This is a genomic window from Shinella yambaruensis (assembly GCF_050859155.1).
Lineage (GTDB): Bacteria > Pseudomonadota > Alphaproteobacteria > Rhizobiales > Rhizobiaceae > Shinella > Shinella yambaruensis.
Map to the genome: position 1 here is coordinate 2036617 of NZ_CP150638.1, position 12643 is coordinate 2049259.

Here is a 12643-nt window from a genome sequence, read left to right on the forward strand (position 1 = left end):
GAACCGCGATGGAACCGAGCCGCGACATCGAACGCCTGATCGAGATCATGGCCGCCCTGCGCCAGCCCGAGACCGGCTGCCCCTGGGACGTCGTCCAGACCTTCGAGACGATCAAGCCCTACACGATCGAGGAGGCTTACGAGGTCGCCGACGCCATCGAGCGCAACGACATGGACGACCTGTGCGAGGAGCTGGGCGACCTCCTCCTCCAGGTGGTCTTCCATGCCCGCATGGCGCAGGAGCGCGGCGAATTCGACTTCGGCAACGTGGTCGAAGCCGTCACGCGCAAGATGATCCGCCGCCATCCGCACGTCTTCGCCCGCTCGGATGCGGAAACGCCCGAGGCGGTGAAGCTGCAATGGGATGCGATCAAGCAGGCGGAAAAGCGCGAGCGCAAGGAGCGCCGCGCCCGGCGCGGCCTGCCGGAGGATCCGCTCCGCGGCCATCTCGGCTCCGTGCAGCGCTCCTTCCCGGCCCTCGTCGAGGCGCTGAAGCTCCAGGAACGCGCCGCCAAGGTGGGCTTCGACTGGTCCGAGCCGGCGCCGATCCTCGACAAGATCGAGGAGGAGGTCGGCGAGCTGCGCGAGGCGCTGCGCAACGACGACCAGAAGGCCGTCGCCGACGAACTCGGCGACCTCATCTTCGCGCTGGTCAATATCGGCCGCCATGTCGGCGCCGATCCGGAAATGGCCCTGCGCGGCACGAACACGAAGTTCCGCAACCGATTCTCGCATATCGAGGACAGCCTTGCAGCGAATGGCGAAAGCCTCGAAGCAGCGACGCTGGAGCGGATGGAAGCGCTTTGGCAGGCGGCGAAGCGGATCGAGCGGCAGTTGGAGAAATAAAGGGTTCCAAAGCCCCTCATCCCGCTGCCGCGACCTTCTCCCCGCAAGCAGGGAGAAGGGGCAAGACGAAAGGCCTTCCCTTCATCCGAGACGCTTCAGTTTTCGGGAAACCGGTATGGCACCCCCTTTGCCCCGCCTGCGGGGAGAAGGTGCCGGCAGGCGGACGAGGGGCGAGACTCCCGGCGCCTTCAGCGCTCCCAGTCCTCGACCACTCTCTTGCCGCCGACGCCGAGCCGGCGGTCGAGTTCGGCGGCTTCCGTTTCGGTCAGCCGCAGGTCCAGCCGCACAGTGCCGTCTTCCAGATCCTCGCGTCCGTCGACGATCGAATGGTCGTAGACCCAGGGCAGAAGCTGCAGCTGCGTGACCGGTAGAATGACGTCGCGGTCGACCAGCACGCCGGAAAGCCGCTGGTTGATCTCGGAAAGCAGCCTGTCGACGCCCTCGCCGGAAATGGCGGAGACGGCGATGACGTTCGGCTGGCCCTCGGCCTTCTGCACCAGCGCCGCGCGCGCTTCGGGCTCCAGCCGGTCGATCTTGTTCCAGACCTCGAGGATGCGCTCGGCGCCGTCCTTCTCGTCGATGCCGAGATCGGCGAGGATGCGCAGGACGTCCGAGGACTGCGCGCCGTTGTCAGGGTCCGACATGTCGCGCACATGGAGGATCAGGTCCGCCTCCAGCACCTCTTCCAGCGTCGCGCGGAAGGCGGCGACGAGGTGGGTCGGCAGGTCCGAGATGAAGCCCACGGTGTCGGACAGGATGACCGTGCGGCCCTGCGGCAGCTTCATGCGGCGCAGCGTCGGGTCGAGCGTGGCGAAGAGCATGTCCTCGGCCAGAACCCCTGCCCCGGTGATGCGGTTGAACAGCGTCGACTTGCCGGCATTCGTATAGCCGACGAGCGCGACGATCGGATGCGGCACCTTCTTGCGCTTGGAGCGGTGCAGCTGGCGGGTGCGGCGCACCTGCTCCAGCTCGCGCTCCAGCTTGACGATCTTGTCCTGCAGGAGCCGGCGGTCGGCTTCGATCTGCGTTTCGCCCGGGCCGCCCATGAAGCCGGCGCCGCCGCGCTGGCGCTCGAGGTGGGTCCAGCTGCGGACCAGCCGGCCCTTCTGGTAGTTGAGATGGGCGAGCTCGACCTGCAGCGTGCCTTCCTTGGTGGAGGCGCGCCGGCCGAAGATTTCGAGGATGAGGCCCGTGCGGTCGATGACCTTGGCGCCCCACTCCTTTTCGAGGTTGCGCTGCTGCACCGGCGTCAGCGGATGATCGACGATGACGAGGCCGGCATCGTGTTCGTCGAGCGCCGCCTTGATCTCCCCGATCTTGCCGGTGCCGAGCAGCGTGCCGGGCTTCGGCTGGCTGACGGGCACGATGGCCGAATGGGCGACGGTGAGGTCGATGGCGCGCGCAAGGCCCACGGCCTCTTCCAGCCGCGCCTCGTCGGACCGCGTGGTCACCGTGGGATCGGGTTTTCCGCGCGCGGCCTTCAACACCGGCACGATGACGACGGCGCGCATATCGTCCCGGTGCTTTTCAGCCTCCGGAACGATGGAATCCTTGCTTGTATCGGATTTCTTAATGATCTTGGGTCCTGTCAGGAGCCGCTTTCCTCGGTCTCGAACATCTGCAGCGGCTGGCCGGGCATGATGGTCGAGATCGCATGCTTGTACACGAGCTGCGAGTGACCGTCGCGGCGGAGCAGCACACAGAAGTTGTCGAAAGAAGTGACAACCCCGGTCAGCTTGACCCCGTTGATGAGAAAGATCGTCAGGGAAATCTTTTGCTTGCGAACGGTATTAAGAAAAAGATCCTGCAGGTTCTGAGAACGTTCCGCCATCGCGCCGCTTCTTTCTGATTGCCGGCCCTTGAGACCGGTTGACTAAAATAAAATGTCCCCACGCCCGACACGACGTGGCGGACCGTCAATTTTGGTATCAAATCGCGGTCTTCTCCGCAACGGCGAAAAAGGCCTCGCGGATTTTCTGTGCCGTCATGCCGGGATGCCCGTTGGCGATCGTGTGTCCGTCGATCGAAACGACCGGCAGGCAGATCGTCGTCGCCCCGGTCACGAACACTTCCCGCGCCTCCAGCATCTCCGCCACGGAAAACCGGCGTTCCTCGACCGCAAGCCCGAGCGCTGCGGCGACATCCATCAGCGTCGTGCGGGTAATGCCGTTGAGGATGCCATGATCGGCCGGCCGCGTGACGAGCGTTCCCGCCCGGTCGACGATCCAGAGATTCGTCGCGCCGCCCTCCGTGACATTGCCTTCCGCATCCACAAAAATCGCCTCCTGCGCGCCGGCCTCCTTCGCCTGCTGGCGGGCCAGCACGTTCGGCAGCAGGCCGACGGTCTTGATGTCCACCCGCCCCCAGCGGTTGTCGGCGACCGTGGCCGCCCGGACGCCCGAGGCATATCGGGCGGCGTTCACCACCGGGGCAAGGCTTTTCGCCGTGACGACCAGCGTCGGGCGCACTTCCGGCGAGGGAAAGACATGGTCCCGCTTCGCAACGCCGCGCGTCACCTGAAGATAGACCAGGCCATTGGTCACGAGGTTGCGCCGCAGCACCTGCCGCAGGATGCCGATCAGCGCCGCGCGCGGCATCGGCGGGCGGATGCGGATTTCCGCAAGCGACCGGTCGAGCCGGTCGAGATGACGCGACAGATCGACGATATAGCCCTGCTGGACCTGGCAGACCTCATAGACCGCATCGGCAAAGACGAAACCGCGATCCAGGATATGCACCGCCGCGTCGGCATGGCGGACATAACGGCCATTGACATAGGCGATGCGCGGCATGGGGGTTCCTATTTTCAGGTTTGCGGATGCAGACCCGCTCAGAAATACTGGATGCTGACGCGGAAGAGCTGTTCGACATGGCGGACGGCCACCGCGGCAGCGAACAGCACGACGCGGTCCCTCGCCTTGATCTTCGTGCTGCCGTCCGGCCGGATCACCGCATTGTCGCGATAGATCGCGCCGATGCGGATGCCGGGCGGCAACTCGATCTCGCGCAGCGGCCTGCCGACGAGCGGCGAGGTCTCCAGCGCTTCGGCCTCGATCACCTCGGCAGATCCTTTCTGCACCGCATAGACCGAGCGGATGCGCCCCTTGCGGACATGCTGCAGGATGCCGGAGATCGTCACCGCACGCGGATTGATATGCGCGTCGATGCCGAGCGTCTTGGTGAAATCCTGGTACATCGGATCGTTGATCAGCACGAGGTTCTGCTTGCAGCCGAGGCGCTTGGCCATCACGCTGCCGAGAATGTTGATCTGGTCATTGTTGGTCAGCGCGACGATCAGGTCCGCATCCTGGATATCCGCCTGGAGCAGCATCTTCTGGTCGAGCGCCGAACCGTGCAGCACGACCGCATTGCGCAGCTTGTCGGCGATCGCGACGGCCCGCTCGCGATCGCTCTCGATGATCTTCAGCCGCGTCTTCGCCTGGTAGTCCTCGATCGCCCTGGCGACGAAATAGCCGATATTGCCGCCGCCGGCGATGACGATGCGCGCCGCCTCCTGCTCCTCGTGGCCGAACAGCGCCAGCGTGCGCCGGACGTGCCCCTTGTCGCAGACCACATAGGCAAGGTCGCCGGAATGCAGCTGGTCGGTGGAATTCGGCACGAAGAGCTTGCCGTTGGAGAAGATGCCGGTGACGGTGGCGTTGAGGTCGGGGAAGAGTTCGCTGAGCTGCTTCAGCGGCGTCTCGACGACCGGGCAGTCCTCCATGCATTCGATCGCCACCATGACGATGCGGTCGTCGGCAAAGCGCACGACGTCCGTCGCGCCCGGGAAGGAGATGCGCCTCAGCACCATCTTGCCCACCTCCACCTCCGGCGAGATGGTGACGTCGATCGGCATGTTCTCGCGGGAGAAGAGGTCGGAATATTCCGGCGCGAGATAGTTCTGCGAGCGGATGCGGGCGATCTTGGTCGGCACGTTGAACAGCGAGTGGGCCACCTGGCAGGCGACCATGTTGACCTCGTCGAACAGCGTGACGGCGATCAGCATGTCCGCCTGGTCCGCGCCGGCCTTGGCCAGCACCTCCGGATGCGCGCCGTGGCCGACGATGCCGCTGACATCGAGCGTGTCGGTTATGGCGGCGATCAGCGAGGGCTGCGTGTCGATCACCGAAACGTCGTTGCCCTCCTGCGAGAGCCGCTCCGCGATACCGTAGCCGACGCGTCCGGCGCCGCAGATAATGACCTTCATGCCCAAGAATCCCTCAAGTTTCCGAGGGCCTTATACGCCAAGCGACTTCAGTTTGCGATGGAGCGCCGAGCGCTCCATGCCGACGAATTCGGCCGTGCGGGAAATGTTGCCGCCGAAGCGGTTGATCTGGGCGATGAGATAGTCCCGCTCGAACATTTCGCGCGCCTCGCGCAGCGGCAGCGTCATGATGTGCTGGTCGCCCTGCGTGGAGATCTTCGGCAGCATGTCGCCCACTTCCGTCGGCAGCATGTCGGCGGTGATCGGCGTGTCCGGGCCGTCGCTGCGGGCGAGAATCATCAGCCGCTCGATATTGTTCCGCAGCTGCCGGATATTGCCCGGCCAGTCATGCGCCTGCAGCACCGCGAGCGCGTCATCGCCGATCTTGCGCGAGCGGATGCCCGCCTGCTCGCTGATCTGGCGCATGAACATGTCGACGAGGAAGGGGATGTCCTCGCGCCGCTCGGCGAGCGGCGGCACGCGCACGGGCACGACGGCGAGGCGGTGATAGAGGTCCTCGCGAAAACCGCCCTCGGCGATCAGGCTCTCGAGATTGTAGGCGGTGGAGGAGATGATGCGCACGTCCACCTTCACCCGCTTGGAGCCGCCGACGCGCTCGAACTGCTGGTCGACCAGCACGCGCAGGATCTTGTTCTGCGTCTCGCGCGGCATCTCGCCGATCTCGTCGAGATAGAGGATGCCGCCATGCGCCTCTTCGAGCGCCCCGGTCTTGCGCGGCTGGCCGGGCGTTCCTTCCGTGCCGAACAGCGCGACCTCCATGCGCTCCGGCGTGATCGCCGCCGCGTTCAAGACGACGAACGGCCCGTTGGCGCGGCTCGACTTGCGGTGGATCATGCGCGCGACCAGCTCCTTGCCGGAGCCGGAGGGGCCGAGGATCATGATGCGGCTGTTGGTCGGCGAGACCTTCTCGATGTTCTGGCGCAGCTGCGAGACGGCAACCGAGGTGCCGATCAGCTCCACCGGATCGCCAGAACGCTTTTTCAGTTCCGTCACCTCGCGGCGCAGCTTGGAATTCTCCAGCGCCCGCTCGGCGATGAGGATCAGCCGATCCGCCTTGAACGGCTTCTCGATGAAGTCATAGGCGCCGCGGCGGATGGCCGAGACGGCCGTCTCGATATTGCCGTGGCCGGAGATCATCACGACCGGCAGGTCCGGATGGCGGCTCTTGATCTCGTCGAGCAGCGCCAGCCCGTCGAGCTTGCTGCCCTGCATCCAGATGTCGAGGAAGACGAGGCGCGGCATGCGATCGTTGATCGCGGCGAGCGCGCTGTCGCTGTCATAGGCGGTGCGCGTCTCGTGCCCCTCGTCCGAGAGGATGCCGGAGACGATCTCGCGGATGTCCTCCTCGTCGTCCACCACAAGAATATCAGACGCCATGGCTCACTTCCCTGTTCTTCTTGTCCGCATCGACGGCCACCACCGTTTCCTCGTAGGGCAGGATCACCCGGATCATCGCCCCGTGGCCGTTGTCGAAATCCGCGGGGGCATCATGCAGTTCCAGCTGTCCGCCGTGGTCTTCGATGATCTTCTTCACGATGGCGAGGCCGAGCCCCGTGCCCTTCTCGCGCATCGTCATGTAGGGTTCGAGGATCCGGTGCCGGTTCTCCGTCGGCAAACCCTTGCCGTTGTCAATGACATCAACGACGAACCGCCGTCCTGCGTCGTCGGGTGTCGCCCGGACGAGGATCCTGCGCTCCTCGCGCGTCACCTCCGGCGGCAGCGCCTCGATGGCCTCCACCGCATTCTTGATGATGTTGCCGAAGGCCTGGCCGAGCATGCGTGCGTCGAACAGCCCTTCGAGCGGCACTTCGCCGAGATCCTTGCGGAAGACGACATGGGTATTGCCCATCTCTCGCAGGAAGACCGCGTCCTTCAGGATGCTGCGCAGGTCCGAGCGCTCCTTCGTCGGCTTCGGCATGCGCGCGAAGGCGGAGAACTCGTCGACCATGCGGCCGATATCCTCGACCTGGCGCACGATCGTGTCCGTACACTGGTCGAAGACGGCACGGTCCTCCGGGTCGATCTGCTTGCCGTAGCGGCGCCGGATGCGCTCCGCGGAAAGCTGGATCGGCGTCAGCGGGTTCTTGATCTCGTGCGCGATGCGCCGCGCCACGTCCGCCCAGGCGGTGGAGCGCTGGGCGATGACGAGGTCGGTGATATCGTCGATGGTGACGACATAGGATTCCTTGGCATCCTTCGCCTCCTCGCGCGTCACCTGCACGTTCAGCGTCCGCTCCTTGCCGCCGTGCATGATGTTGACCTGCTTGCGGTAATTGTTGCGGTGGCGGGTGGAGCCCTCGGCCAGCACCGCCGCGATCTCCGGCGCCACTTCGGTCAGCGGCTTGCCGATCAGCTCACTGGCGTTGCGCCCGAGCAGGATCTCGGCCGAAAGATTGGCGATGGTCACGCGGCCGTCCTCCTCGACGCCGATGACGGCGGCCGTGACGCCCGAGAGCACCGCCTCGATGAAACGACGGCGATGGTCGACCTCGTCCTTCGCGTCGAGGATCTGCTCCTGCTGCGCGCGAATTTCCGCGATCATCTTGTTGAAGGTGCGCGACAGGTTGCCGACGTCTCCATCGACCGTGCGCACCGGCACGCTGACGTCGAGATTGCCCGAGGCGACGCTGTCGGCGGCGCCGATCAGCTGGCGGATCGGCCGCACGATACGGTCGGCGACGGCAATCGCCGTCCAGATCGCCGCGAGCAGCACGATGAGGGCAAAGCCGAGATAGAGCACGCCGAAGGCGATCTGCAGGGTCGTGCGCCCGGCCTCCAGCGCGCGGTATTCCGCCGTGTTCTCCTCCATCAGCCGCATGGAGCGCATGACCTCGGGATCGACGGTGCGGATCGTGTAGAGGAATGCCTCCGGGATGTTGTCGAGCTTGATGATGGCGCCGACGAGATTGGTGCCGCCCGGCGGGATCAGCGTCGGCTGGCCGGCGGCGGAGGCCTTCAGGGCATCCTCCGGCACGGCCGGCAGCTCGTTTTCGATCTGGATGTTCGCCTGCAGGATCGTCGAACCGTCGGCGCGCAGCAGGAAGGCGCCGAGCATGCCGCGGCCGCGCGCCTGGCGCGTCATCAGATCGATGAAACCGGTGCGGTCGAGGCTGTAGAGCTGGCGGTTGCGGTCGAGGTCGTTCGCCATCGAGGCCGTCTGGCCCTGCAGGTAGCTCGCATTCTCCAGCACATAGGCCTGCGCCACGTTGAGCGAGGAACTGACGATCGACTGTGTGCGGATGGAGAACCAGCGGTCAAGGCCGACGTCGAGCGTGATGGAGGCGAAGATGGCGACGAGCACCGCGGGCGTGATCGCGACGATGGAGAACAGCGCGACAATGCGCACATGCAGGCGCGCGGCGGCGCGGCCGCGGCTGCGCGCGCGCAGGAGCCGCAGGATCTCGCGGCCGATCAGGAACACCAGGCCGACGATGAAGACCGCGTTGATCGCCGCCGAGGCGATGACGACATTGGCTTCCGGCTTGATCGGCGTCAGCCCGAGCAGGATGAACAGCGAGATCGTCGCGGCGACGAGCGCGCCCCCGGCCAGCACAAGGCCCGGCAAAGCGAAGGAGGCACGCCGGTCGCTGCCCGCCGCCTTACCGTTTTCGCCTGAGAGCAGGCTCACGCCTTCCGTCATCTGCCGCATCGCTTCCCCGGCCGGACACCCCGAAGGGAACCGGCGTTCTTCTCGTGTTTTCCGGAGCAGCGCCGATCGCGCGAGGGACCGGCCGCGTCCGCGCCCGTATCCATGACGATCAGGCACGCGCGCCTATTCGGCCGCAAACCCCTCTGTTACCCTCAAGCAACAGATTGTGGCCAAAATGCAACGCCTGCGGCCATCAAGTCAAGCAGAGCGCGAACTTCTGTACACAGATACACCCAGTTCGCGAATTTTCTTGCGCAGCGTGTTGCGGTTGAGGCCGAGCAGGTCGGCCGCCTTGATCTGGTTGCCGCGGGTGGCTGTGAGCGCGGCGAGAATCAGCGGGTACTCCACCTCGGCGAGCACGCGGTCGTAGAGCCCGGTCGGCGGCAGGCCATCGCCGAAGCTGGCGAAATACTGCCGCATATTCTCCTCCACCGCCTGAGAGATGGAGAGCGAGCCGCTGCGCACCGCGGTCTTTTCGATCGGACTGTCCGGGATATCGGCGCGCAGCTCCGTCTCGATGATCTCGCGGGTGATGACGTCCTGCGGATAGAGCGCGGTGAGCCGGCGCACGACGTTTTCCAGCTCGCGCACATTGCCCGGCCAGGGATGCGCCTTCATCAGCTCCAGCGCCTCCTGGTCGAAGCGCTTGGCGTCGAGCCCTTCCTTTTCCGCCTGCTGCACGAAATGGCGCACGAGGTCCGGAATGTCCTCCGCCCGGTCGCGCAGCGGCGGCAGGCGCAGCGGCACGACGTTAAGGCGATAGTAGAGGTCTTCCCGGAAAAGCCCTTGATTTATCGACTGTTTCAGATCCTTGTTGGTCGCCGCGACGATGCGTACGTCGGTGCGGATCGGCGTGCGGCCGCCGACGGTGGTGTATTCGCCCTGCTGGAGCACGCGCAGGAGACGGGTCTGGGCGTCCATCGGCATGTCGCCGATCTCGTCGAGGAACAGCGTGCCGCCCTCCGCCTGTTCGAAACGGCCGGTGGAGCGGTTCTGCGCCCCGGTGAAGGCACCCTTCTCATGGCCGAAGAGCTCCGATTCGATGAGGTCGCGCGGGATCGCCGCCATGTTGATGGCGACGAAGGGGCCGTTGCGGCGCTTGCCGTAGTCGTGCAGCGCGCGGGCGACAAGCTCCTTGCCGGTGCCCGATTCGCCGGTGATCATCAGCGTCAGGTCCGTCTGCATCAGCCGGGCGAGCACGCGGTAGATCTCCTGCATCGCCGCCGAGCGGCCGACGAGCGGCATGCCGTCCTGCGTGTCGTCGTCGAGCCGGGCCGGCTTGCGCTTCGGCTCGGACAGCGCGCGGCCGATGATCGCGATCAGCTCGGTGAGGTCGAAGGGTTTCGGCAGGTAGTCGTAGGCGCCCTTTTCCGAGGCCTTGATCGCCGTCATGAAGGTGTTCTGCGCGCTCATCACGAGCACCGGCAGGTCCGGCCGCGCCTTCTTGATGCGCGGCAGGAGGTCGAAGGCGTTCTCGTCCGGCATCACCACGTCGGTGACGACGATGTCGCCCTCGCCGGCGGCGATCCAGCGCCACAGCGTCGCCGCATTGGAGGTGATGCGCACGTCATAGCCCGCGCGGCTGAGAGCCTGGTTGAGAACCGTGCGGATCGCGGCATCGTCATCGGCAACGAGGACTGTGGCGCCTGTCATCAATCATGTCCTTTGGTCTTGGGAAAGTCGTCGTCTTCGCTGACGCCGCGGGAGGCCGGCATCAGCACGCGGAAGGTGGTCCGGGAGCCCTGGCTGTCGCATTCGACGATGCCGCCATGCCCGCCGATGATCTTCGCCACCAGCGCAAGGCCGAGGCCCGACCCGTTGGTCTTGGTGGTGATGAAGGGATCGAACAGGTGCGGCAGGAGATCCGCCGGCACGCCCGGCCCGTTGTCGTGCACGCAGAATTCCAGCGGCAGCGAAATCTTCTCCCGCGTGCCGGCGACGGAGAGGCGGATGCCCGGGCGGTAGGCGGTCGTCAGCTGGATTTCGCCGTCCGGCCGGTCGCCGATCGCCTCGGAGGCGTTCTTGATGAGGTTGAGGAACACCTGCACCAGCTGGTCGCGATTGGCGAAGACCGGCGGCAGCGACGGGTCGTAGAGCTCGGTGATCTTGATGTTGCGCGCAAAACCCGCCTTGGCGACGATCTTTACATGGTCGAGCACGGAGTGGATGTTGAGCGGCACGCGGTCGACCGGCCGCTCGTCGGAAAACACCTCCATGCGATCGACCAGCGAGACGATTCGGTCCGTCTCGTCGCAGATGAGCCGCGTCAGTGCCCGGTCCTCGTCGCCCACGGACGTTTCGAGAAGCTGCGCGGCGCCGCGGATGCCGGAAAGCGGGTTCTTGATCTCGTGCGCCAGCATGGAGGCGAGCCCCGTCACCGAGCGGGCCGCACCGCGATGGGTAAGCTGTCGGTCGATCTTGTCCGCCATCGAGCGTTCCTGGATGACGACCACCACCGAACCCGGCTCGGTCGTCACGGGCGCAACGTAGATATCGACGAGCTTTTCCGCGCCGAGCCGCGGCGAGCTGAGGTCGACGCGGTATTCGCTGACCGGCGCCTTGCGCTCGCGCACCTGGTCGATCAGCGTCAGGAGCGGGCTGCCGAAGGGAATGAAGGTGGAAATGTCGTGCCGCGCGAGATAGCCGGCGCTCGCCCCGAAGAAGGATTCCGCCTCCCAGTTGGCAAAGGCGATCAGCCCGCCCGCATCGACGAGGATGACCGGGTTCTGGATGGCGTTGAGCACGGCGAGCGCCAGGTCCGGCGCCTTCGCGGCATTGGGGTCCTGGGGCTTGCCCGTCATGCGGCCTCTCCAAGCGTCGGCACCGCGCCGGCGAGCAGCGCCTCGGCCAGTCTGTCGGCAACGAAATCGCTGTCGCGCGCCGTCATGAGCTCGGCCTTGGCCGGGCCGGTGAAGCCGGGAGCGAAACGCTCCAGATACCAGCCGAGATGTTTTCGCGCATGGCGCAGCCCCGCCTCGGCACCGTAGAAATCGAGCATCATGCGATAGTGCTCCACCGCGAGGACGGCGATCTCCGCCGTCGAGGGATGCACGCAGGCGCCGGCCAGCACCGCCGGATGCCACGGCCGGCCCTGCGCCGAGCGCCCAACCATCACCGCATCGGCGCCGGAACGCCGCAGGATGTCTTCGGCATCCTGCGCGGTATCGACATCGCCGTTGGCCACCAGCGGAATGGAGAGCACGTCGCGCACCGCGCGGATCGCGTCCCAATCGGCCCTGCCCTCGTAGAACTGCATGCGCGTGCGCCCGTGCACGGTGATCATCGCCGCTCCCGCCGCCTCGGCGCGGGCCGCGATATGCGGCGCATTGATCGAGCCATGATCCCAGCCGAGCCGCATCTTCACCGTCACCGGCACCTTCACCGTCTTGACGGTCGCCTCGATCAGGCCGAGCGCATGGTCGGGATCGCGCATCAGCGCCGAGCCGGAATAGCCGCCGATCACCTTCTTGGCGGGGCAGCCCATGTTGATGTCGATGATGTCGGCGCCCTCGCCTTCGGCGATCCTCGCCGCCTCGGCCATCCAGTGCGCCTCGCGGCCGGCAAGCTGCACCATGTGGGGCCGGATGCCGCAATTGCGGATGCGCGACCAGCTTTCCCGCGCGTTCAGCGCCAGCTCGCGGCTCGCCACCATCTCCGTCACCACCAGCCCCGCGCCGAAACGCCAGGCGAGATCGCGGAACGGCAGGTCCGTGACGCCGGACATCGGCGCCAGAACCACCCGGTTGCGAAGGCTCCGGCCGCCGACATCGAGCGGCGCTGACAGGGAGGGGATCGTCAAATGCTCATCTTTCAAGCAAGTCATGTCTGTGCACTATTTTTAGCCATTCTTGTCGTTCTTGCCAAGCCGCAATCACATGCCGCCGCAATTTTCCAAAGGACGCTGGAATTGCGCCATCCTTCCGG

The 12643-nt window shown here is 65.9% G+C and carries 10 protein-coding genes; 1 reads left to right on the top strand and 9 read right to left on the bottom strand.

Annotation, left to right across the window (positions count from 1 at the left end; translation table 11 throughout):
- Positions 1-8: 8 nt before the first annotated feature.
- Entirely contained in the window at positions 9-845 is an 837-nt protein-coding gene (gene mazG / locus WMC41_RS10140; RefSeq protein ID WP_432347964.1) for a nucleoside triphosphate pyrophosphohydrolase, read from the top strand.
- 188 nt (positions 846-1033) lie between these two features.
- On the opposite strand, the gene hflX is transcribed toward mazG, so the two are convergent.
- The 9 genes from hflX to dusB all read right to left on the bottom strand — a co-directional run bounded on the left by hflX (position 1034) and on the right by dusB (position 12542).
- Positions 1034-2356, bottom strand: a complete 1323-nt coding sequence (gene hflX / locus WMC41_RS10145) for a GTPase HflX (RefSeq protein WP_244765339.1) — start codon at positions 2354-2356, stop codon at positions 1034-1036.
- 77 nt (positions 2357-2433) lie between these two features.
- Positions 2434-2676 carry an RNA chaperone Hfq gene (gene hfq, locus WMC41_RS10150; protein ID WP_023514954.1) on the bottom strand — a complete coding sequence of 81 codons (243 nt, stop codon included), beginning with the start codon at positions 2674-2676 and terminating at the stop codon, positions 2434-2436.
- 97 nt (positions 2677-2773) lie between these two features.
- The gene (locus WMC41_RS10155) at positions 2774-3637 is read right to left on the bottom strand and encodes a D-amino-acid transaminase (protein WP_432347967.1); all 864 of its coding nucleotides are present in this window, start codon (positions 3635-3637) and stop codon (positions 2774-2776) included.
- 38 nt (positions 3638-3675) lie between these two features.
- Complete coding sequence (gene trkA, locus WMC41_RS10160; RefSeq protein ID WP_244765337.1) at positions 3676-5052, bottom strand: Trk system potassium transporter TrkA; 1377 nt, start codon at positions 5050-5052, stop codon at positions 3676-3678.
- Positions 5053-5082: 30 nt separating this feature from the next.
- Positions 5083-6447 carry a sigma-54-dependent transcriptional regulator gene (locus WMC41_RS10165; protein ID WP_288077708.1) on the bottom strand — a complete coding sequence of 455 codons (1365 nt, stop codon included), beginning with the start codon at positions 6445-6447 and terminating at the stop codon, positions 5083-5085.
- Positions 6437-8710: a sensor histidine kinase NtrY-like gene (locus tag WMC41_RS10170; RefSeq protein WP_244765335.1), complete on the bottom strand. Its 2274-nt coding sequence runs from the start codon at positions 8708-8710 to the stop codon at positions 6437-6439. The genes WMC41_RS10165 and WMC41_RS10170 overlap by 11 nt, the downstream gene beginning before the upstream one ends.
- Positions 8711-8917: 207 nt before the next feature.
- Positions 8918-10372: a nitrogen regulation protein NR(I) gene (gene ntrC / locus WMC41_RS10175; RefSeq protein WP_244765334.1), complete on the bottom strand. Its 1455-nt coding sequence runs from the start codon at positions 10370-10372 to the stop codon at positions 8918-8920.
- Complete coding sequence (locus tag WMC41_RS10180) at positions 10372-11520, bottom strand: two-component system sensor histidine kinase NtrB (protein ID WP_432347970.1); 1149 nt, start codon at positions 11518-11520, stop codon at positions 10372-10374. The genes ntrC and WMC41_RS10180 overlap by 1 nt, the downstream gene beginning before the upstream one ends.
- Positions 11517-12542 carry a tRNA dihydrouridine synthase DusB gene (gene dusB / locus WMC41_RS10185; protein ID WP_432347972.1) on the bottom strand — a complete coding sequence of 342 codons (1026 nt, stop codon included), beginning with the start codon at positions 12540-12542 and terminating at the stop codon, positions 11517-11519. The genes WMC41_RS10180 and dusB overlap by 4 nt, the downstream gene beginning before the upstream one ends.
- Positions 12543-12643: the final 101 nt, after the last annotated feature.

Bases quoted from the DNA above. Each gene is read 5' to 3' on its own strand.
- mazG (WP_432347964.1), top strand. From the start codon at position 9: ATGGAACCGAGCCGCGACATCGAACGCCTGATCGAGATCATGGCCGCC.
- hflX (WP_244765339.1), bottom strand. From the start codon at position 2,356: ATGCGCGCCGTCGTCATCGTGCCGGTGTTGAAGGCCGCGCGCGGAAAA.
- hfq (WP_023514954.1), bottom strand. From the start codon at position 2,676: ATGGCGGAACGTTCTCAGAACCTGCAGGATCTTTTTCTTAATACCGTT.
- WMC41_RS10155 (WP_432347967.1), bottom strand. From the start codon at position 3,637: ATGCCGCGCATCGCCTATGTCAATGGCCGTTATGTCCGCCATGCCGAC.
- trkA (WP_244765337.1), bottom strand. From the start codon at position 5,052: ATGAAGGTCATTATCTGCGGCGCCGGACGCGTCGGCTACGGTATCGCG.
- WMC41_RS10165 (WP_288077708.1), bottom strand. From the start codon at position 6,447: ATGGCGTCTGATATTCTTGTGGTGGACGACGAGGAGGACATCCGCGAG.
- WMC41_RS10170 (WP_244765335.1), bottom strand. From the start codon at position 8,710: ATGACGGAAGGCGTGAGCCTGCTCTCAGGCGAAAACGGTAAGGCGGCG.
- ntrC (WP_244765334.1), bottom strand. From the start codon at position 10,372: ATGACAGGCGCCACAGTCCTCGTTGCCGATGACGATGCCGCGATCCGC.
- WMC41_RS10180 (WP_432347970.1), bottom strand. From the start codon at position 11,520: ATGACGGGCAAGCCCCAGGACCCCAATGCCGCGAAGGCGCCGGACCTG.
- dusB (WP_432347972.1), bottom strand. From the start codon at position 12,542: ATGACTTGCTTGAAAGATGAGCATTTGACGATCCCCTCCCTGTCAGCG.